Annotated in this window: 16 protein-coding genes; 8 read left to right on the top strand and 8 right to left on the bottom strand. The window is 64.1% G+C overall.

Going from position 1 to position 20,099, the window contains the following annotated elements; all coding sequences use genetic code 11:
- Positions 1-26 precede the first annotated feature (26 nt).
- From ACPFMA_RS05905 to ACPFMA_RS05895, 3 genes are all read right to left on the bottom strand, one after another.
- Positions 27-1,328 carry a transposase gene (locus ACPFMA_RS05905; protein WP_425928556.1) on the bottom strand — a complete coding sequence of 434 codons (1,302 nt, stop codon included), beginning with the start codon at positions 1,326-1,328 and terminating at the stop codon, positions 27-29.
- Positions 1,329-1,462: 134 nt separating this feature from the next.
- Positions 1,463-2,098 (bottom strand): LysE family translocator, encoded by a 636-nt coding sequence (locus tag ACPFMA_RS05900; protein WP_064303418.1) that lies wholly within the window; start codon positions 2,096-2,098, stop codon positions 1,463-1,465.
- A 54-nt stretch (positions 2,099-2,152) separates the two neighbouring features.
- Positions 2,153-3,220 carry a glycerophosphodiester phosphodiesterase gene (locus ACPFMA_RS05895; protein WP_425929834.1) on the bottom strand — a complete coding sequence of 356 codons (1,068 nt, stop codon included), beginning with the start codon at positions 3,218-3,220 and terminating at the stop codon, positions 2,153-2,155.
- A 114-nt stretch (positions 3,221-3,334) separates the two neighbouring features.
- Between ACPFMA_RS05895 and ACPFMA_RS05890 the strand changes: the two genes are divergently transcribed.
- The 4 genes from ACPFMA_RS05890 to ACPFMA_RS05875 all read left to right on the top strand — a co-directional run bounded on the left by ACPFMA_RS05890 (position 3,335) and on the right by ACPFMA_RS05875 (position 8,718).
- Entirely contained in the window at positions 3,335-4,357 is a 1,023-nt protein-coding gene (locus ACPFMA_RS05890) for a DUF4917 family protein (protein WP_064303420.1), read from the top strand.
- Between the two features lie 75 nt (positions 4,358-4,432).
- Positions 4,433-4,975 (top strand): RNA polymerase sigma factor, encoded by a 543-nt coding sequence (locus tag ACPFMA_RS05885; protein ID WP_425929833.1) that lies wholly within the window; start codon positions 4,433-4,435, stop codon positions 4,973-4,975.
- Positions 4,972-5,919, top strand: a complete 948-nt coding sequence (locus ACPFMA_RS05880) for a FecR family protein (protein ID WP_420059107.1) — start codon at positions 4,972-4,974, stop codon at positions 5,917-5,919. The genes ACPFMA_RS05885 and ACPFMA_RS05880 overlap by 4 nt, the downstream gene beginning before the upstream one ends.
- Positions 5,920-6,156: 237 nt before the next feature.
- Positions 6,157-8,718 (top strand): TonB-dependent hemoglobin/transferrin/lactoferrin family receptor, encoded by a 2,562-nt coding sequence (locus ACPFMA_RS05875; RefSeq protein ID WP_425929832.1) that lies wholly within the window; start codon positions 6,157-6,159, stop codon positions 8,716-8,718.
- A gap of 127 nt (positions 8,719-8,845) precedes the next feature.
- Here the strand turns inward: ACPFMA_RS05875 and ACPFMA_RS05870 are convergent, their stop codons facing one another.
- The 5 genes from ACPFMA_RS05870 to ACPFMA_RS05850 form a co-directional block, all read right to left on the bottom strand.
- Positions 8,846-9,088, bottom strand: a complete 243-nt coding sequence (locus tag ACPFMA_RS05870) for a hypothetical protein (RefSeq protein ID WP_009401152.1) — start codon at positions 9,086-9,088, stop codon at positions 8,846-8,848.
- A 388-nt stretch (positions 9,089-9,476) separates the two neighbouring features.
- Positions 9,477-10,688 carry a class I SAM-dependent methyltransferase gene (locus tag ACPFMA_RS05865; RefSeq protein ID WP_420059105.1) on the bottom strand — a complete coding sequence of 404 codons (1,212 nt, stop codon included), beginning with the start codon at positions 10,686-10,688 and terminating at the stop codon, positions 9,477-9,479.
- Positions 10,689-10,766: 78 nt separating this feature from the next.
- Positions 10,767-11,384, bottom strand: coding sequence for a TPM domain-containing protein (locus ACPFMA_RS05860; protein WP_064303425.1), 618 nt, complete (start codon positions 11,382-11,384; stop codon positions 10,767-10,769).
- Positions 11,385-11,511: 127 nt separating this feature from the next.
- Positions 11,512-12,249, bottom strand: coding sequence for a TPM domain-containing protein (locus tag ACPFMA_RS05855; protein ID WP_064303426.1), 738 nt, complete (start codon positions 12,247-12,249; stop codon positions 11,512-11,514).
- The gene (locus ACPFMA_RS05850) at positions 12,249-12,845 is read right to left on the bottom strand and encodes a LemA family protein (protein ID WP_009401156.1); all 597 of its coding nucleotides are present in this window, start codon (positions 12,843-12,845) and stop codon (positions 12,249-12,251) included. Before ACPFMA_RS05850 ends, ACPFMA_RS05855 begins: the two co-directional genes overlap by 1 nt.
- A 185-nt stretch (positions 12,846-13,030) precedes the next feature.
- Here ACPFMA_RS05850 and bglX point away from each other — a divergent pair, with 185 nt between their 5' ends.
- The 4 genes from bglX to ACPFMA_RS05830 all read left to right on the top strand — a co-directional run bounded on the left by bglX (position 13,031) and on the right by ACPFMA_RS05830 (position 20,069).
- The gene (bglX, locus tag ACPFMA_RS05845; RefSeq protein ID WP_425929831.1) at positions 13,031-15,328 is read left to right on the top strand and encodes a beta-glucosidase BglX; all 2,298 of its coding nucleotides are present in this window, start codon (positions 13,031-13,033) and stop codon (positions 15,326-15,328) included.
- Between the two features lie 60 nt (positions 15,329-15,388).
- Positions 15,389-17,146, top strand: a complete 1,758-nt coding sequence (locus ACPFMA_RS05840; protein WP_009401158.1) for an ATP-binding protein — start codon at positions 15,389-15,391, stop codon at positions 17,144-17,146.
- Positions 17,140-18,474 (top strand): sigma-54-dependent transcriptional regulator, encoded by a 1,335-nt coding sequence (locus ACPFMA_RS05835; RefSeq protein ID WP_425929830.1) that lies wholly within the window; start codon positions 17,140-17,142, stop codon positions 18,472-18,474. Before ACPFMA_RS05840 ends, ACPFMA_RS05835 begins: the two co-directional genes overlap by 7 nt.
- 269 nt (positions 18,475-18,743) lie before the next feature.
- A complete protein-coding gene (locus tag ACPFMA_RS05830) occupies positions 18,744-20,069 on the top strand; it encodes an MFS transporter (RefSeq protein ID WP_279900345.1) in 1,326 nt (441 codons plus the stop codon).
- Positions 20,070-20,099 lie beyond the last annotated feature (30 nt).

Here is a 20,099-nt window from a genome sequence, read left to right as displayed (position 1 = left end):
ATCGCTGCATGGGTATCTACACATCTCTAACGCCTTTGCCTCGGTAGCCAGCCAACAGCTTCATTTGCAAATGCGGCAAGCTCCTGAGGACTGTACTGCTCCAGCGTTTCTGTCATGGCTAACAGCATGTACAACCCTGCCAACAACGCTGAAGCAGTCACAGGCTGGGATCGTTTCATCTGGCGGCCAGATAACCGCACCAGGAATGTTCGGGTTTGCTCGGCAAACTGACCCTCGGCACGCATCAGTCGCCAAGCTACTGCACAGGCCTGACTTGCGATAAGCAGTCGCTTGAACACGGCCTCACCACTTTCCTGCTGCCAGCTTTCGAGCTGTTGTCCACCTTCCTTGAGCAGTTTGAAGTAGGACTCGATTCGCCACCGCCAGTAGTACCAAAGCGCAATCTGCTCAGCATTTGCGTCCTCGCCCACATTGCTCAGCAGATACCAGGTGGCTAGCAGCTCTCCTGCCTCGCTCATGACTCGGCTGACAACCAGGCGCGCAGGAAGAGGCGTTCCTGGCTGGCGGAGCTTGAATCGTTCTGCTCTGCTTTTAGCCGCTGGCTGGGCTTTTCGGGTCAGTACTACGTCTGTTTCTGCGACCCACTGTATCGCCGGCTTTCCCTTGAAAACGACGCCTCGGGCGGCTCTGAAGGGCAAGTCTTCAGCGATGAGCTTCAGTGAGAGGGATCGATTCTGGTACTGAGCCGTGGAGTTCATCCTGGCCCGCACCAACCAAAGATGGTTGCCAGCTTGCAGTTGCCTCAGATGTCCCGCCGAGTCTGCTTCGCGATCGACGATATGCACCAGCGGTTTGGTAAAGCCTTGCTGTTCAAGCCATGCAGCACGGTCCACCAACTCGTCCATGTGCTTGCCATGAGCAATGAGCTCATCAGTACGGGTGCTGAGTATTCCGTCCTTCACAGACAGGTTTTGAGCGGGCGTGCAGATGGGTGATCCATTACGATCACTCACTAGCAGGCTGCTTTGCAGTTCGTAACCGACATCGCCCTTGTGGGTCATCTGCAGTCGATCAGTCTTGCTGTGGTGGTGCATGAAGTTGATACGCGACCAGTCATGCATGACCAATGCGTACTCATCGCAATCCTCGCTGCATCCCTCATGAGCCAATGCCAGCAAGGGTTTCACCAGATCACTGGGTTTAACCCGATCGTTTCCCAGAAACCGCCACATGGCCTGTGTTTGCGCAAAGGCCCTGTCGCTACGCGGCAGGGCCTTCATTCCGGCGGCCAAGCCCGCCAGTGCGTTGGTATGTCCCATCACTAACTCGTCGTACCGCTTGATCAGTCGGGCATCGAGCCCGGTCATTTCGAATCCATGCGGTCCTTTTATAGACCATGATGGGAGTTGTGTAGATACCTATGCCTATCGCTGGCAAGCCAGCTCCCACAGGGATTGCATGCACCGCACCTGTGGGAGCTGGCTTGCCAGCGATGAGGCCATCAGCCTTTCCGAGGTATCAGCCCCGGTACGGCATGCATCAGCGCATTCAGCGCAAACCCGATGAACATCACCCCGCAAGCCCGGGTAATCCACAGCTCATAGCGCATATACAAGGTACGCACCTGCCGCGCCCCGACCAGCACGATCAGAATCAGGTACGCCAGCAGCCCGCCGAGGAAACTCAGGGCAATCAACGCCGGCAGCATCGACCAGTCCAGCGCTTCGGCCCGGCTCGACAACAGCGCGGTGAAGGTCGCTACCGCCACCGGATAAGCCTTGGGATTGGTCAGCCCGAATACCACGCCATGCCAGAACGGCCGCCGCACCGCGCTCTGCTCGGCGCCATTGCCCGGCTGGCTGCGCAACGCCCGCCAGCCCAGCCAGCCCAGGTACAGGCCGCTGATTACGCCAAGGATGTCGAACACCGAGCTGCCGATCTGCCGCGCCCCGACGATCGCCACCAATGCAGTGCTGCACCAGAGCACATCTCCCAGCAGATGACCGCAGAGAAACCCGGCGCCGGCACGCCGGCCGCGGGTGGCGCCGATACCGAGCACGGCCAGCACTCCGGGCCCCGGAGTGATGCCGTAGATGAAGCCGGAAGCAAGCACAGCGAGCAGCAGCGAGAAGGTCATGACGCTGGGGTCCCAAAAGGTGGAGGCCGCAGTCTACGCCGCCTCCAGGGAGGCTTACCAGCCGCCGGCCCCGAGCAGCAGCGCTTCATCCTGCGCGACCGGTCGGCCATGGTATTTCAGCAGCGCACCCGGCCTGTTGGTAAAGATGCCATCCACGCCCGCCTCGCTGACCCGCTTGAAATCCACCGGCTCATCGACGGTGTAGACATGCACCAGCAGGCCCTTTTCATGCGCCATGCGATTCATCCACGGCTGGGCCAGGTCGGCATAACTCTGCTCGCCGCCGGCGGCGAGTGCGGTGGACGGCCCGATGCCGACGGCGCCCGTGTGTTTGGCGATGTCCAGCCAGCGCTCGAATTCGCCACGGTCCTTCGGCTGCTGGCGGGCATACCAGGCAGCCTTGTCGGGCAGGCCGGATTCGGCGAAGGCCTGCCCCGGCGCTGCCTCGACATGGTCCTTGCCCAGCCACAACAGCAAGACCTTCGGCGTTTGCGGCATGGCCTTGTGCAGCAGGGCCAGACTGTTGCGGTCGAAGGTCTGCAACACTACCCGCCCGGGCTGATCGAGCCAGCCGCGCTTTTCCAGGGCCTTTTGCAGGTCCTGTTCGATCCCGGGAAACTGGTTCGGCACCTTGGTCTCGATATACAGCCCGGGCGTGCGCGCCGGATTGGCTTCGGCGATATCCATCACCTCGTCCAGGGTGAGGATCTTCAAGCCAGCGAAGGCGGGTCGCGCGCGGTCAGGATAAGCACGGTTGAACCAGCTGCCGGCATCCAGCGTCTTCAATTCGGCCAGGGTGAAGGCACTGACCGGACTGGCCTTGCGCTCGGGAAAACGCTCGGCCACGTCGCTGGTGCGACCCAGGTCGTCATCATGCACCACCACCAGCACGCCATCACGGCTGCGTTGCAGATCCAGCTCCAGGTAGTCGGCACCAAGGTCCCGGGCAAGCTGGTAGGCCGGGGCGGTGGATTCCGGGGCGTCATGGGAAGCACCACGGTGGGCGATAACGGCGGGATACGGTATGCCTTGGGCTTTCGCCAGCGCCGCAGTGTCGCTGGCCTGGATCTGGAAAGTGAGGCCGAACAGGGCCAGGCCCAGGCAGATGTCCTTCAATCGCATTGGCTGTCTCCTTGTAAAAACCGGCCCGAAGCATAGTCGCCGTCCCGGATGACAACCCGTAGCGTGCTAAAGTCCCGCCCTGCCGATTTGCAACAGATTCCTACGAGATACGCCATGACCGCCGACCTAGACGCCTCCCTCGCCTCCTGGCCAGACCTTGCCGCCCGCCATCCCTGCACTGGCCTGCTGCTGGGCAATGGTGCCAGCCGGGCGGTCTGGCGGCCGTTCAGCTACTTCTCGTTGTTCGAAATCGCCCAGCGGGTGCGCAACAAGCCGCTCGGGGTCAGCGACCAGGCGCTGTTCAAGTCCTTGGGCAGCGAGCTGTTCGAGCCCGTGCTCAGCGCCCTCAACACCACGGTGCGGGTCAACGCCGCGCTGGCGATCGGCTCGTCGGCGCCGCTGAACCGCTATTACGCGATCAAGGAAGCGCTGATCCATGCCGTACGCAGCGTGCACATCCCCTGGAAGCTGCTGCCCGAGGCCACCCTCGCCACGATCAACAGCGAACTGCGCAACTACCGCAGCGTGTTCAGCGGCAACTACGACCTGCTCTGCCATTGGGCGATGAGCCATGACCCGCAAGGCTTCCAGTCGCTGTTCGACGAGGATGGTCACTTCGATGTCAGCCGCACCCACGGCCAAGGCACCCGCCTGCACTACCTGCATGGCGGCCTGCACCTGCTGCGCACCGAAAACGGCGGTACACGCCTGCGCGCCGCCACTGGCAGCCAGTTGCTCGACGGTTTTGCCATCAACACGCCGGGGGACGTGCCCCTGTTCGTCAACGAATGCACCAGCGAGCACAAGCTCAGGGCGATCCGCAGCTCCGACTACCTGACCTGGAGCTACGCGGCCCTGTCCAACCATGCTGAAGGCCTGTGCCTGTTCGGCCATCACCTGGACCGCGCCGACCGCCATCTGCTGCACGCGATCCAGCAGGCCCGGCCGCCTCATCTGGCCATCGCGATCCTGCCGTTGAGCGAGGCCGCCATCATCAGCCAGAAGCAGCATTTCATGCGCATCTTCGGGGAAACGCCGGATATCGCCCTGTATTTCTTCGACGCCACCAGCCACCCGCTGGGCAGTGCCGACCTTAATGTTCCAGCACCGACGGCGATCACTCGGCGACGCCGCTGATATCGAGTAGCAAATAGCAATAATTCTCGATAACATTTGCGACCTTTCCCTTCCGGCATTTCCTGGAAAGTTCGCATGCAGCGCACCAAACCCGATCGCTTCGCACAGGACGCCTGCCATGGCTTCTACGCCGATATCCTGCATTTCCTGCGCAAGCGCATGGACAACGCCAGCGATGCCGCGGACATGACCCAGGACGTCTTCACCCAATGGCTGGGCTACCGCGACCGGGCCCGGGTCGAGCAGCCGCGCGCGTACCTGTTCCAGATGGCACGCAACCTGCTGCGCGATCATTGGCGCCGGCAGAAAGTCCGCCATGGGGTGATCGACGACCAGGCCGACAGTGGAGAAGCAGGCACCAGCGAAGCTTGCGCGGCCGATCCCCTGGCTGCAGCGCAGCGCATGCAACGCCTGGAACGCTTGAAAATAGTCCTGGCCGAGCTCTCGCCGCGCCGCCGCGAAGCCCTTATGCTGCACCGCTTCGAAGGTTTGAGTCAGGCACAGATCAGCGAACGCATGGGGATTTCCGTCAGCATGGTGGAAAAGCACATCGCCGCTGGATTGCTCTACTGCAAACAGCGCCTGGACAGTGACAACGTTGCGGAGCAACCGGAATGACCCTACCTGAAACGGACATCCGTTCGCTCGACGCCCAGGCGGCGAGCTGGTTCACGCGCAACCGCAACGACCACACGCGGGCTTCGCGCAAGGCGTTCGCGCAGTGGCTGGAACAGCCCGGCCACGCCCGCGCCTACCAGCAGTTCGAAGAGCTGTGGGACGATCTCGCCGCGCTGAAGGCCCTGGACAAACCGGTCCAGTTGCGGCCACGCAGGACCGCGTCCTGGCGCCCCGCGCTGGCAACGGCGGCGGCGCTGGTCTGCGCCCTGCTCGCCGGCACTATCGGCGTGCCTGCCACCTCGGTCCAGCGCCAGCTGTCCAGCCAGGACGGACAGCCCGCCAACGTCACCCTGCCCGATGGCACACGCCTGCAACTCAATGCCAACACGCGGCTGAGCATCGACTTCGATGCCGAGCGGCGCCTGGTGCATCTGGAGCAGGGCCAGGTCTATCTGGATGTCGCCCCGGACAAGGAACGGCCGCTCTTCGTCGATGCCGGCACTGCGCGCTTGCGGGTGGTGGGCACGGCCTTCGATCTGCGCCGCGGCGAGCGCGAGCTGGTGCTCAGCGTGTCCCATGGCCTGGTAGCCTTCGAAACCCCGGGGGAACGTCGCCAGCCCTTGCTGGTGGGCGAACGCCAGCGCGCGGTGTACAACCTGGCCCGTGGCGACCTGAGCCGGCAGACCCTGAGCGACGGCGAAGTGGCTGACTGGCGCGGCGGGCACGTGGCGTTCCGCAATCGCGAGCTGGCGAGCCTGGTGGACGAGCTGTCGCTGTACCGGCCGGCGGCGGTGCTGCTGGCCGATCCGGGGCTGGCCGGATACAAGGTTTCCGGCAACCTCGATGTACATGATCCGGATGCACTGCTGAATGCCCTGCCGGTGTTGCTGCCGGTGAAGACCGTGGCGCTGGCGGACGGGCGGATGCGTATCGAGCGCAAGTGAGATTCGCGCAACACCGCAAAACCCTGTGGGAGCGGGTTTACCCGCGATTACGGTAGTGAATTCACCGACGCAATCGCGGGTGAACCCGCTCCCACAGGGTCCGTGTTCTGTCTCAGAAGAGCTTGGTAAGAAATATTTTCATTCGCAGGTGAGGGTTTCTCCCCGCCCCGCGTCTTCCTCCCCGACTGCGCCGTCAACACCGTCTTTTTTTGGCCTTTGGCCGTTCCGGGGGAATTCATGTTTCGAGCTTTCAAGCCGTTGTCAGCCCGCCCATCGCTGCTTGCCGTGTGCCTGGCCCTGAGCCTGCAGGCCCAGGCCGCGCCGGTGCAGTTGCAATTGCCGGCGCAGTCGCTGGCCACGTCGCTGAGCCAGGTGGCGCAGCAGGCCAAGGTGCCCTTGCTGTTCGACGAAAACCTGCTGCGCAATGTGTCCGCGCCGGCCATCAACGGCGAGTTCAGCGCCGAGGAAGCCATCACCCGCCTGCTCGCCCGCAGCCGCTTCGCCCTGGTCAAGGTCGGCAACACCTTCGTGGTCCGGCCCCGGGAGAGCGAGACCACGCCTCCCGGCAACGACAACACCAGCCTCCAGCTTGGCGCCCTGAGCATTGTCGGCGACGGCCAGCAGGTCACCCCCGCCACCGTCGGCCGCTCGACCCTGACCCAGCGCGATATCGATCGCGAACAGGCGAACAACGTGCCCACCCTGCTGAGCACCCTGCCCGGCGTGGAGATGGCCGGCTCGATGCTGCCCGGCGGACAGAAGATCAATATCTGGGGCATGGGCGACGCCGAGGACATCCAGCTGACCGTCGATGGCGCGACCAAGACCGGCTTCGAGCGCTACCAGCAAGGCACCATGTTCATCGAGCCGGAACTGATCAAGCACATCGAAGTGGAGAAAGGCCCGCACTCGCCCTTCGTCGGCAACGGCGGCCTCGGCGGGAGTGTCAACATGACCACCAAGGACGCCCCGGACCTGCTCGAAGAAGGTCGCGATAGCGGCGCGATGGTCAAGTACGGCTACTCCAGCAACGATCATCAGCAGGTGTACAGCTCGGCACTGTTCGGCCGCACCGAGGACCGCCGCATCGACGCCCTGGTGTACCTGACCAAGCGCGATGGCGACGACTTCAAGCTGGCCTCGTCGCTGCCCGACCCGCGCAACCAGTACCCGATCAACCCCAAGCGCCTGCCCGACAGCGCCCAGGACCTGGAAGGCGGGCTGTTCAAGCTGAATGTCCAGCTCACCGACGAGCAGTCCCTCGGCCTCTCCTACTCGCGCTCGAAGAACGAGCGCATGACCCGCTATTCGTCGACCAACTATTCGACGCCACCCACCCAGGCCAACATCGATCGCTACGGCTACGACCAGGCCATTCGCCGCTTCCTGGCCGACCGCGAAACCATCGACACCACCTGGTCGGTGAAATACCGCTACCAGCCGGTGGACAACCCGTGGCTCAACCTCGAGGTGAAATACTCGGAATCCGACGTCGACCAGACCGACGAGCGCGGGCCCAACGCCTTCTTCCAGCTCGCCACCGGCGGGCGCAGGATGGACACCGAGTACAAGGATCGCAACGTCGAAGTGCGCAACACCTCGCAGTTCGACACCGGCGTGCTGGAGCACTCGCTGACCACCGGCGTCGAACTGCACCGGCATGCCCGGGACGTCGACATGTGGATGCCCGGTGCCACGTACAACACCCGGAACTACAACTACGGCCATTTCCAACCGGCCTTCATGCCACACGGCAAGGTGGACACCAACAGCGCCTACGTGCAGGACGCCATCACCCTGGGCCAGGTGACCCTCACCCCGTCGCTGCGCTACGACCACGTGCGCAACCGTGGCGAGCAGAACGACGCACCGTTCTACAACGTCGCCTCCGCCGGCCATGACTACGGTGACAAGACCTACACCGGCTGGTCGCCGCGCCTGGCGCTGTTCTGGCGTGCCACCGATAACACCGCCTTCTTCGCCGACTACTCGAAAACCTGGCGGGCCCCGGTGATCGACGAGCAGTACGAAGTGCAGAGCGCCGCGAGCACCCGCAGCGCCACCAGCCGCGACCTCGACCCGGAACGCATCACCGCCTTGCGCGCCGGTAATGTCACCGACTTCTCCGGGTTACTGTTCAACGACGACAACCTGCAGGTGCGCACCACCCTGTTCCGCAACGAGGTCAAGGACGAGATCTTCAAGAACCTCGGCGTCGAGTGCCAGGCGCAGAACCCGACCGGTGCCAGTATCAGCAGGGCATGCGGCAACTACCTGATCGGCAACTACCGCAACCTCGACGGCGTGACCTACAAGGGCTTCGAGGTGGAAAGCTTCTACGACTCCAGCAGGCTGTTCGGCACCCTGTCCTACACCTGGATGACCGGCAAGCACGAAGGTGCCTACACCAACCCTTGGGCAGAGGATGTCTGGGCGCGGGATGTGCAGGCACCGAAATGGGTGGCGCGCCTGGGCGTGAAGATTCCCGAATGGGATGCGGTGGTGGGCTGGAAAGGCCTATGGGTACGCCAGACCGACCGCCTGCCCAGCGACAAGTACGGCCCGGGCGACCTGGGCAGCGCCCTTGGCGACAGCGCCTGGGACCACCGCGCCAACGACGCCTACAACGTCCAGGGTCTGTTCGCCAGCTGGAAGCCGCGCCAGCCCTACCTCAAGGGCACCGAGGTCAACTTCGTCCTCGACAACCTGTTCAACCGGGATTATGCGCCGATGCTGAGTGACAACAACGTCTACAGCACCGGGCGCAATGCCAGGGTGAGTGTGACGCGGTTCTTCTGAGGGGGGTGGAGGCGGCTGTACGAGAGTTAGCAGACCGGTCAACGAGCAAACCCGGCGCACCCTGAGGTGCCCTCGCGTACAGCAGCCATAAACGACAAAGCCGCGGAGCCAGGCCCCGCGGCTTTTTTCATACCGGTATGGTCACCGGCGACGGCGATTGGGCAATCGCCAGCAAGGCCTTGGAGATCCGCATGTTCAGCACGGCGTCACTGAGCATTTCCCGGTGCCGTGCATCGGGCGGGTCGGGAAGGTACGAGGTCTTGAGGATGGCTCTGGTGAGGTGTTCCACCGCGCGGGTGATGGCTTCTTCATGGGAGAGGCCGGGGCCGACGCAGAGGGCGGGAGGTGGATCGGGGACAAGCTTTTTCATGGTGTGCTGCTCACTGAAGTTCGAGTGGGCCACATCCGCTGCTAAACGAAGGGTGGCGACTGTACGTGGGTTAGCAGACCGGTCAATGAGCAAACCCGGCGCGCCCAAAGGCGCCCACACGTACAGCCGCCATAAAGCGCTGGCTGATGGTTTGCTCATAGCCGAACTGCTAATCCGGCATCGTCAATATCGCGACGACCGACGCAGACTAGGCAGCGTTTCCACATGACGCAACCACCAGGCGGGGTCGAGGAGTATGCTTGGGAAATTGCCTACAAGAAAGTCGGAAATCGGTGAAGTTCACGACTGATATGCAACAGTTTATGGATGGGTTGCCCATCCCGGCCTCATCGCTGGCAAGCCAGCGATGAGGCCATCAGCCACCCCCTCAAATCAACCCATCAGCCCGCAGCAGCGTTTCAAGGCAGTGCTCCGAAACCCCATAGAACGCCTTCAACTCGGCAATCTTTCCGAGCAACACAGCAGGATCCCCCGCCTCCTTGCGCTTGGTCGCCAGGATCATTTTGTTCTTGTTGGTGTGCTCCAACGAAATGAACTCGAACACCTTGGTTTCGTACCCGCACGCTTCCAGATACAGGGCCCGCAGGCTGTCGGTGAGCATCTCGGCCTGCTGGCCCAGGTGCAGGCCGTATTGCAGCATCGGCTTGAGCAGCCCCGGGCTGCTCAGTTGCGGGCGGATCTGCTTGTGGCAGCACGGCGAGCACATGATGATCGCGGCACCACAACGGATGCCGGTATGAATCGCGTAGTCGGTGGCGATATCGCAGGCATGCAGGGCGATCATCACGTCGATGCTGGCCGGCACCACGCTGCGCACATCACCCTGTTCGAACACCAGCCCCGGGTGCTCCAGGTGGCTGGCGGCCTTGTTGCATAGCTCGACCATGTCCGCGCGCAGCTCCACGCCAGTGACCTGCGCCGGACGCTGCAACGTATTGCTCAGGTAATCGTGGATGGCGAAGGTCAGGTAACCCTTGCCCGAGCCGAAATCCGCCACCCGCACCGGCTGTTCGGCCGGCAACGCCACGCTGCCGAAGGCGTGGGAGAACACTTCGATGAACTTGTTGATCTGCTTCCACTTGCGCGACATCGCCGGAATCAGCGCCTGCTGCTTGTCGGTCACGCCCAGGTCGTGAAGGAAGGGCCGGCTCAGTTCCAGGTAGCGCTTCTTCTCGCGGTCATGCTCGCCTGCCGCAACCTGGCGCACCTGTTGCGCGGCGTTGCGGTGGAGCATGGGCTTGCCCTTCTTGCTGAATTCCAGTTGCGCTTCATCCGCCAGGCTGAGCAGGTGGGCATTGCGGAACGAGCCCGGCAGCCATTCGCCGATCTGCGCCAGGGCCTCGTCCAGGGCCAGGTTGCGGGTGATGTCGCGGGTCTTGTAGCGATAGACGAATTGCAGGCTGGGCGTGCCCTTGACGGTCAGCGGCTTGGCAGTGATGCGCTGCAGGTCGGCTTCGTCGCCGACATGCCGGGCCAGTACCAGCTTGACCAGGGACTGCTGGTGCAGGGCGTCGGCGAGCAGGGCGAGAAACTGCGCACGGGCATCCGGCGCGGCCTGGGTGGAGGGAATAGCAGACATGGGAAAGGGGTGCCTCGGGTTCAATGCCGGGCATTTTACGTGGATGCCCGGCCAGCGCACAGGTTTTCGATCAGCGCGTCACTCCAGCAGGACCAGGCGATTGGGCAGTTCGTTGCGCTGGCTGGTGGCCGGAACATGGGCCTTGAGCAGATCACCGCAGGCAGCGATGCAGGTGAGGAAGCCTTCGAGCACCTGGCCGGCGCGGACCTGGGCGGTGAACGTGGCGACGAGTGCCTCCCAGACCTGGTCTTCAAGGCGCGCAGCGATGCCGTCGTCCACCAGTATCTCCACGTAGCGCTCCGCCTCGCAGACAAAGATCAGCACTCCGGTGCGGCCGGCGGTATGGTGCAGGTTCTGTTCGAGGAACTGACGACGGGCCAGGTTCGACGCGCGCCACTGGCGAACCCGGCGCGGCACCAGGCGGCTGGTGAAGACGGGTAACCGCAGGATCAGGACCAGCACGATGAAGGTCAGCCATTGGGTCAGCAGCAGGCCGTGGGCGCTGAACCAGCCGGTGAGGTAGAAGAGCAGTCCCGGCACCAGCAGCGCCAGCAGGCTGGCCCAGACCAGCGGGACATAGGCGTAGTCGTCAGCGCTGCGGGCCAGGACGGTGACCAGTTCGGCATCGGTTTCGCGCTCGGCGGCGGCGATGGCCTCGGCGACCTGGCGTTGCTGGAATTCGTTGAGTAGTGCCATGGGGCTTCCTTAACAAAAATCTAAAGAACAACACGCCTCCTGTGGGAGCGGGTTCACCCGCGATTGCGGTGGTGGGCTCACTATTGCAATCGCGGGTGAACCCGCTCCCACAAGGTCCGCGATCGACTTACCAACTACCGGAGGAGCCGCCACCGCCGAAGCTGCCGCCTCCTCCACCAAAGCCGCCGCCACCTCCGCGACCACCGCCCAGTCCGCCAAACCCGCCACCGAATCCACCGCCCGGCCCACCGCGCCGGCCTCCGCCACCCAGGCCCTGGAGGTAAAGCACAACCACCACCAGTACGATGAACAAACCGATCGCCCACAACGACGGCGGCTCGCCCTCGCCGTCCGCGGCACTGGCCCGGGACGGCTGCGCCAGCGGATTGCCGCCGAGCACCTGGAGGATCGCCGCACTGCCCTGGACGATGCCCTGGCTCATCTCCCCACGCTTGAAAGCCGGGAGAATGATGCGGTTGATGATCACCGAGCTTTGCGCATCGGTGAGCAGCCCTTCCAGACCGTAGCCCACCTCGATCCGCACCTTGCGCTGCTGCGGTGCGACGATCAGCAGGGCACCGTTGTCCTTGCCCTTCTGGCCGATGCCCCAGTACCGGCCGAGTTGATAACCGTACTCCTCGATGGGCAAACCCTGCAGGTCAGGCACCGTGGCCACCACCACCTGCTCGCCGGTGGCCTGTTCATGGGCTTCGAGCATCTGGCTCAACTGGACGCGGGTGTGGGCGTCAAGCAGGTTGGCATCGTCCACCACCCGCCCGCTCAACGCGGGAAACACCACGTCGGCACGCACCACCAGCGCTGCCAGCAGCAGCGCCAGCAAGGCAAAGGCCTTGAACGCGCGCATCAGAACTTCACTTCAGGCGCTTTGTCGGCATTGGCGCTGGTGGCCTCGAAGCTCTCGCGCAGCGGCAGGTCGCTGTACATCAGGCTGTGCCAGATGCGCCCGGGGAAGGTGCGGATCTCGGTGTTGTACTTCTGCACCGCCGCAATGAAGTCCTTGCGCGCCACGGCGATGCGGTTTTCCGTGCCTTCGAGCTGGGACTGCAAGGCGAGGAAATTCTGGTCGGCCTTGAGGTTGGGGTATTGCTCGGCCACCACCATCAAGCGGCTCAGCGCACCGGTCAACTGGGCCTGGGCGGCCTGGAACTGCTTGAGCTTTTCCGGATCGTCGAGGGTTTTCGCATCCACCTGGATCGAGGTGGCCCGGGCCCGGGCTTCGATCACCGCGGTGAGGGTGTCCTGTTCATGCCTGGCGTAGCCCTTCACGGTTTCCACCAGGTTGGGAATCAGGTCGGCGCGGCGCTGGTACTGGTTCTGCACCTGGCCCCAGGCCGCCTTGACCTGTTCGTCGTAGCTGGGAATGTTGTTGATGCCGCAGCCAGCCAGCAGGCTGGCGAGCAGGATCAGCACCCAGGTTTTGCCACGGGTGATTGCAACCATCGTGTGAAGCTCCTTGTTTGTCCGTTTGCCGCCGCACTTGAGGCATAATCCGTGACCGCTGCTGGCGAGTACGGGTTCCATCGGCTAAAAACGTGCCCCAGCAAACTACAACAATAGCCGCTCCCCCAATTTCGGCTGGCCGGTATCGCCCGTGAATACCGGTGTGAGCCACGAGAACAGAATTCATGAAGAAACTGTGTTTGCTGGGTCTGCTCGTCAGCCTGGCCAGTCAGGTCGCCCTGGCCGATACCTCCGCCGCCGCCGCGCAGTTGCAGGAAAAGAAGGCTTTCGTCGACAAATTGCTGGGCCAGATGACCCAGGACGAGAAGATCGGCCAGTTGCGCCTGATCTCCATCGGCCCGGAAATGCCCCGGGAGAAGATCCGCGAGGAGATCGCCGCCGGCCGCATCGGCGGTACCTTCAACTCGCGCACCGCCCCGGAGAACCGGCCGATGCAGGACGCCGCCATGCGCAGCCGCCTGAAGATCCCGATGTTCTTCGCCTACGACACCATCCACGGTAACCGCACCATCTTCCCGATCGGCCTGGGCATGGCCTCGTCCTGGGACATGCAGGCGATCGCCACGGTCGGCCGCACCTCGGCCGTCGAAGCCGCCGCCGACTCCCTCGACATGACCTTCGCGCCCATGGTCGATATCGCCCGTGACCCGCGCTGGGGCCGCACCAGCGAAGGCTTCGGCGAAGACACCTACCTGACCTCGAAGATCGGCAAGGTGATGGTCGAGTCGTTCCAGGGCAAGAGCCCGGCCGAGCCGGACAGCATCATGGCCATCGTCAAGCACTTCGCCCTGTACGGCGCGGTGGAAGGCGGACGCGACTACAACACGGTCGATATGAGCCTGCCGAAGATGTACAACGACTACCTGCCTCCCTACCGCGCGGCCATCGACGCCGGTGCCGGCGGGGTGATGGTGGCGCTGAACTCGATCAACGGCGTTCCGGCCACCTCCAACACCTGGTTGATGAACGACCTGCTGCGCAAGGAATGGGGCTTCGATGGGGTGACCATCAGCGACCACGGCGCCATCCAGGAACTGATCCGCCATGGCGTGGCCCGCGACGGCCGCGAAGCGGCGAAGCTGGCGATCAAGGCCGGCATCGACATGAGCATGAACGACACCCTGTACGGCGAGGAACTGCCGGGCCTGCTCAAGTCCGGTGAAGTCAGCCAGGGCGAGCTCGACCAGGCGGTACGCGAAGTGCTGGGTGCCAAGTACGACATGGGCCTGTTCAAGGACCCTTACGTGCGTATCGGCAAGGCCGAGAACGATGTGCCGGACTACTACGCCGACGCCCGCCTGCACCGCGAGGCCGCCCGCGACGTGGCGCGCCGCGGCCTGGTGCTGCTGGAAAACCGCGCGCAGACCCTGCCGCTGAAGAAGAGCGGCACCATCGCCCTGGTCGGCCCGCTGGCCGATGCACCGATCGACATGATGGGCAGCTGGGCCGCCGACGGTAAGCCGGTGCATTCGGTGACCGTCCGCGAAGGCCTGCGCCGCGCCATCGGCGACAAGGCGAAGCTGGTCTACGCCAAGGGCTCGAACATCACCGGCGACAAGGCGATGTTCGATTACCTGAACTTCCTCAACTTCGACGCCCCGGAAATCGTCAACGACCCGCGTCCGGCCCAGGTGCTGATCGACGAAGCGGTCAAGGCCGCCCGCGGCGCCGACGTGGTGGTGGCCGTGGTCGGAGAATCCCGTGGCATGTCCCACGAATCCTCCAGCCGTACCACCCTGGAAATCCCGGCGGTGCAGCGCGACCTGATCAAGGCCCTGAAGGCCACCGGCAAGCCGCTGGTGCTGGTACTGATGAACGGCCGTCCGCTGTCGATCGCCTGGGAGCGCGAGCAGGCCGACGCCATCCTCGAAACCTGGTTCTCCGGCACCGAGGGCGGCAATGCCATCGCGGATGTGCTGTTCGGCGACTACAACCCGTCGGGCAAGCTGCCGATCACCTTCCCGCGCTCGGTGGGGCAGATCCCGATGTACTACAACCACATGCGCATCGGCCGGCCGTTCACCCCGGGCAAACCGGGCAACTACACCTCGCAGTACTTCGAGGAGCCGAACGGCCCGCTGTATCCGTTCGGCTATGGCCTGAGCTATACCGAGTTCTCACTGTCGCCGCTGACCCTGTCGGGCAAGACCCTGAAGAAAGGCGGCAGCCTGGAAGCCAGCGTCACGGTGAAGAACACCGGCAAGCGCGACGGCGAAACCGTGGTCCAGCTGTACGTGCAGGACGTCGCCGCGTCGATGAGCCGGCCGGTGAAAGAACTGAAGAACTTCCAGAAGATCCTGCTCAAGGCGGGCGAAGAACGTACGGTGACCTTCCGCATCAGCGAGGACGACCTGAAGTTCTACAACAGCCAGTTGAAGTACGCCGCCGAAGCGGGCGAGTTCAACGTACAGGTCGGCCTGGATTCCGAGTCGGTGCAGCAGCAGAGCTTCGAGCTGCTGTAAGCGTCGCCACGCCCAAGGGGAAGCGCCCTCCGGCCTTCCCCCTCGCCCGGATGGCCTGCCATGTCGCTTTCCTTTCGCACCTTGCGCCTGGGCCTGATCGTCCTCGCGATCGCCGCCGGCACCCTGATCGCCGCCACCTGGGCGCGGCAGCACGCCGAGCAGCAGGCAATGCTCGAGGACGCCGCCCGCGCCAGCCAGCAGCTCGGGTTGTACGCCAACTCGCTGCATACCCTGATCGAACGCTACCGCGCCCTGCCGGCGGTGCTGGCGCTCGATCCCGAACTGATCAGCGCCCTGCGCGGCCCGGTCGAGGGAGCCACCCAGGACCATCTCAACCACAAGCTGGAGCGCATCAACGGCGCGGCCAACTCTTCGACCCTGGAACTGCTCGACCGCACCGGCCTGGCCGTGGCTGCGAGCAACTGGCGGCTGCCCACCACCTACGTGGGCCACAACTATGCGTTCCGCCCTTACTTCAAGCAGACCCGCAGCCAGGGCACCGGGCGCTTCTACGCGGTCGGGGTGACCAGCGGGATTCCCGGCTATTTCCTCTCCAGTGCGGTGACCGACGAACAGCAGGGCTTCCTCGGCGCCATGGTGGTCAAGCTGGAGTTTCCCGAGCTCGAACGGGAGTGGCGCCAGGGCAACGACGTGGTGCTGGTCACCGACTCGCGCGGGATCATCTTCATCGCCAACCAGGATGGCTGGCGCTATCGCAAGCTGAATACGCTGTCGGCCCATGATTTCAACGAGCTGGAACAGACCCGGCAATACGACAAGCAAGCGCTGGTACCGCTGCAGCGCCAGGTGCTCGAACGCTTCGACGACACCAGCAACCTGGTGCGGGTGCAGGGACCACAGGGATCGGTCGATTACCTGTGGGAAAGCCTGCCGCTGGAGAGCGAAGGCTGGACCCTGCACCTGCTGCGCCAGCCACAGACCGGCAACGACGGCAGGAATGCCGCGCTGGCGGCGGCGGCGATATGGCTGAGCCTGGTCTTCGCCGTGCTCTTCGTCAGCCAGCGCCTGCGCCTGGCCCGCCTGCGCCAGCGCAGCCGCGAGGAGTTGAAGCGGCTGGTGGAAGAACGCACACGCGAGCTGCGCACTGCCCAGGAAGGCCTGGTGCAATCGACCAAGCTGGCGGCGCTGGGGCAGATGTCCGCCGCCCTGGCCCACGAGCTGAACCAGCCACTGACGGCCCAGCGCATGCAACTGGCGACCTTGCGCCTGCTGCTGGACCACGATCGCCTGGAAGACGCCCGCCAGGCCCTGGTACCGCTGGAACAGATGCTCACGCGCATGGCCTCGCTCACCGGCCACCTCAAGACCTTCGCCCGCAACAGCCCCAGCGGCCTGCGCGAACGGCTGGACCTGGCCACGGTGGTGGACCACGCCCTGCAATTGCTGGATGCACGCATCCGCGCGGAAAACGTCAGCACCGCGCTGTACCTGGCGCGACCGGCCTGGGTGCGCGGCGATGCGATCCGCCTGGAACAGGTACTGATCAACCTGCTGCACAACGCCCTCGACGCCATGCTCGACAAGGGCTTTCGCCGCCTGGAAATCCGCATCGAGGCCGAGACCGATGGCTGGCGCCTGAGCGTGCTGGACAGCGGTGGCGGCATCGCCCCGGAACACCTGGGCAATGTCTTCGACCCGTTCTTCACCACCAAGCCGGTAGGTGAGGGGCTGGGGCTGGGCCTGGCGATTTCCTATGGCATCATCCACGAGGCCGGCAGCCGCCTGGTGGTCGAGAACCAGCCGGGCGGCGCCCGTTTCAGCTTTACCCTTCCCCGTGATCCGGAGCCCGTATGTTGAATTCGGTGATTGTCGTCGACGATGAAGCCAGCATCCGCACGGCGGTCCAGCAATGGCTGGGGCTCTCCGGTTTCCAGGTGCAGCCGTTCAGCCGTGCCGAAGAATGCCTGGCGCAACTGCCGGCGCATTTCCCCGGGGTGATCCTCAGCGATGTACGCATGCCCGGCATGGATGGCCTGCAACTGCTGGCAGCGCTGCAAGCGCGTGATGCCGACCTGCCGGTGATCCTGCTCACCGGCCACGGTGATGTGCCGATGGCGGTGGAGGCCATGCGCAACGGTGCCTACGACTTCCTGGAAAAACCCTTCAGCCCGGAAAGCCTGCTGGGCAGCCTGCAACGAGCGCTGGAGAAGCGTCGACTGATCCTGGAGAACCGCCGCCTGCACGAACAGGCCGATCTCAGGACCCGCCTCGAAGCCACCCTGCTCGGCATGACCCAGGGCATGCAGCAGTTGCGCCGCCAGGTGCTGGAACTGGCGGCGTTGCCGGTCAACGTGCTGATCCGCGGCGAAACCGGCAGCGGCAAGGAGCAGGTCGCCCGTTGCCTGCATGATTTCGGGCCGCGGGCCGCCAAGCCGTTCGTGGCCCTGAACTGCGCGGCTATCCCCGAGCACCTGTTCGAGGCCGAGCTGTTCGGCCACGAGAGCGGGGCCTTTACCGGCGCCCAAGGCAAACGCATCGGCAAGCTGGAATATGCCAACGGCGGCACGGTGTTTCTCGACGAGATCGAAAGCATGCCCCTGGCGCAGCAAGCCAAGCTGCTGCGGGTGATCCAGGAGCACAAGCTTGAACGCCTGGGGGCCAACCAGAGCATCGAGGTGGATCTGCGCATCGTCGCCGCGACCAAGCCGGACCTGCTCGAAGAAGCCCGCGCCGGGCGCTTTCGCGAGGACCTGGTGTACCGGCTGAACATTGCCGAGCTGCGCCTGGCGCCGCTGCGCGAACGGCGCGAGGACATTCCCCTGCTGTTCGAACATTTCGCCCGGCATGCCGCCGAGCGCATCGGCCGCACCGCGCCGCCGTTGAGCATCGCCCAGCTCGGGCAATTGCTCGGACATGACTGGCCAGGCAACGTGCGCGAGCTGGCCAATGCGGCGGAACGCCATGCCATGGGCCTGAGCGATCCCTCGGCGCCGCAGGTGGCGGCGGACTCCTCGCTGGCTGCGCAGAGCGAGGCGTTCGAGGCCAACTGCCTGCGTACCTCGCTGCGCCGGCATAAAGGGGAAATCAAGGCGGTGATGGAGGAGCTGCAACTGCCGCGGCGGACCCTGAACGAGAAAATGCAGCGCCATAGGCTGGTGCGGGAGGATTTTCTCGATAGGCCATGAGCGGATTTCCGCTTGCTTCCTGCATTCCATAGGCGGAAATCCGCTTATTGATCCTTTCATTGTTGTTGCCTGTACCGGCCTCATCGCTGGCAACGCCAGCTCCCACAAGGTCCGTGCCGAGCCCTGATTCCGCGGCCTGCAGCGGACTTGTGGGAGCTGGCGTTGCCACCGATGGGACCACCTTGATCCCCCTGGCACACCTCCTGCTATAGCCCCCGCAGGCCGCGCTCCAACGCGCCACCACAAAAACAACATGAAGGTTCCGTCCAATGGATAACACTTCCACCCTGCCTGCCGGGGCAGCCACTGCCACGGCTGCGCCAAAGACCACCTCCAGCCGCCTCAAATCGATCTTCAGCGGGTCGGTGGGCAACATGGTCGAGTGGTACGACTGGTACGTCTACGCCGCATTCTCCCTGTACTTCGCCAAGGCTTTCTTCCCCGCCGGCGACACCACTGCGCAACTGCTCAACACCGCCGCGATCTTCGCCGTGGGCTTCCTGATGCGCCCGATCGGCGGCTGGCTGATGGGCCTGTACGCCGACCGCAAGGGACGCAAGGCGGCGCTGATGGCTTCGGTGCTGCTGATGTGCTTCGGCTCCCTGGTCATCGCCCTGACCCCGGGCTATGAAACCATCGGCGTCGCCGCGCCGATACTGCTGGTCATCGCCCGCCTGATGCAGGGCCTGTCGGTGGGTGGCGAATACGGCACCTCGGCCACCTACCTCAGCGAAATGGCCGACAAGAAACGCCGTGGTTTCTTCTCCAGCTTCCAGTACGTGACCCTGATCTCCGGCCAGCTCATCGCCCTCGCCGTGCTGATCGTCCTGCAACAGACCCTGACCACCGAGCAACTGTACGCCTGGGGCTGGCGCGTACCCTTCGTGATCGGCGCGCTGTGCGCGGTGGTTGCGCTGTACCTGCGCCGCGGCATGGAAGAGACCGAGTCCTTCACCAAAAAGGAAAAGCCCAAGGCCAAGGAAAGCCTGATGCGCACCCTGCTGCGCCATCCGAAGGAACTCGCCACCGTGGTCGGCCTGACCATGGGCGGCACCCTGGCGTTCTACACCTACACCACCTACATGCAGAAGTACCTGGTCAACACCGTGGGCATGAGCATCACCGACTCGACCATGATCTCGGCGGCCACCCTGTTCCTGTTCATGTGCCTGCAACCGGTGATCGGCGCGCTGTCGGACAAGATCGGCCGGCGTCCGATCCTGATCGCCTTCGGCGTACTCGGCACGATCTTCACCGTGCCGATCCTCTCGACCCTGCACACCGTGCAAAGCTGGTGGGGCGCGTTCTTCCTGATCATGGCGGCGCTGATCATCGTCAGCGGCTACACCTCGATCAACGCCGTGGTAAAGGCCGAGCTGTTCCCTACCGAGATCCGCGCGCTGGGCGTCGGCCTGCCGTACGCGCTGACCGTATCGATCTTCGGCGGTACGGCTGAATACGTAGCGCTGTGGTTCAAGAGCGCGGGCATGGAGACCGGCTACTACTGGTACGTCACCGCTTGCATCGCCTGCTCGCTGCTGGTGTATGTGTTCATGAAGGACACGCAGAAGCACTCGCGGATCGTGACTGACTGAGTCGATCTGCTGAAAAGCGAAGCCCCCGGC

The organism is Pseudomonas sp. NyZ201, assembly GCF_049860765.1.
GTDB lineage: Bacteria > Pseudomonadota > Gammaproteobacteria > Pseudomonadales > Pseudomonadaceae > Aquipseudomonas > Aquipseudomonas bharatica.
Note: the sequence above shows the minus strand (reverse complement) of the source record. Positions and strands in the feature narration are given on the sequence as shown.

What these genes read in the sequence shown, in the direction of transcription:
- ACPFMA_RS05905 (WP_425928556.1), bottom strand. Translation starts at nt 1,328, where the DNA reads ATGACCGGGCTCGATGCCCGACTGATCAAGCGGTACGACGAGTTAGTG.
- ACPFMA_RS05900 (WP_064303418.1), bottom strand. Translation starts at nt 2,098, where the DNA reads ATGACCTTCTCGCTGCTGCTCGCTGTGCTTGCTTCCGGCTTCATCTAC.
- ACPFMA_RS05895 (WP_425929834.1), bottom strand. Translation starts at nt 3,220, where the DNA reads ATGCGATTGAAGGACATCTGCCTGGGCCTGGCCCTGTTCGGCCTCACT.
- ACPFMA_RS05890 (WP_064303420.1), top strand. Translation starts at nt 3,335, where the DNA reads ATGACCGCCGACCTAGACGCCTCCCTCGCCTCCTGGCCAGACCTTGCC.
- ACPFMA_RS05885 (WP_425929833.1), top strand. Translation starts at nt 4,433, where the DNA reads ATGCAGCGCACCAAACCCGATCGCTTCGCACAGGACGCCTGCCATGGC.
- ACPFMA_RS05880 (WP_420059107.1), top strand. Translation starts at nt 4,972, where the DNA reads ATGACCCTACCTGAAACGGACATCCGTTCGCTCGACGCCCAGGCGGCG.
- ACPFMA_RS05875 (WP_425929832.1), top strand. Translation starts at nt 6,157, where the DNA reads ATGTTTCGAGCTTTCAAGCCGTTGTCAGCCCGCCCATCGCTGCTTGCC.
- ACPFMA_RS05870 (WP_009401152.1), bottom strand. Translation starts at nt 9,088, where the DNA reads ATGAAAAAGCTTGTCCCCGATCCACCTCCCGCCCTCTGCGTCGGCCCC.
- ACPFMA_RS05865 (WP_420059105.1), bottom strand. Translation starts at nt 10,688, where the DNA reads ATGTCTGCTATTCCCTCCACCCAGGCCGCGCCGGATGCCCGTGCGCAG.
- ACPFMA_RS05860 (WP_064303425.1), bottom strand. Translation starts at nt 11,384, where the DNA reads ATGGCACTACTCAACGAATTCCAGCAACGCCAGGTCGCCGAGGCCATC.
- ACPFMA_RS05855 (WP_064303426.1), bottom strand. Translation starts at nt 12,249, where the DNA reads ATGCGCGCGTTCAAGGCCTTTGCCTTGCTGGCGCTGCTGCTGGCAGCG.
- ACPFMA_RS05850 (WP_009401156.1), bottom strand. Translation starts at nt 12,845, where the DNA reads ATGGTTGCAATCACCCGTGGCAAAACCTGGGTGCTGATCCTGCTCGCC.
- bglX (WP_425929831.1), top strand. Translation starts at nt 13,031, where the DNA reads ATGAAGAAACTGTGTTTGCTGGGTCTGCTCGTCAGCCTGGCCAGTCAG.
- ACPFMA_RS05840 (WP_009401158.1), top strand. Translation starts at nt 15,389, where the DNA reads ATGTCGCTTTCCTTTCGCACCTTGCGCCTGGGCCTGATCGTCCTCGCG.
- ACPFMA_RS05835 (WP_425929830.1), top strand. Translation starts at nt 17,140, where the DNA reads ATGTTGAATTCGGTGATTGTCGTCGACGATGAAGCCAGCATCCGCACG.
- ACPFMA_RS05830 (WP_279900345.1), top strand. Translation starts at nt 18,744, where the DNA reads ATGGATAACACTTCCACCCTGCCTGCCGGGGCAGCCACTGCCACGGCT.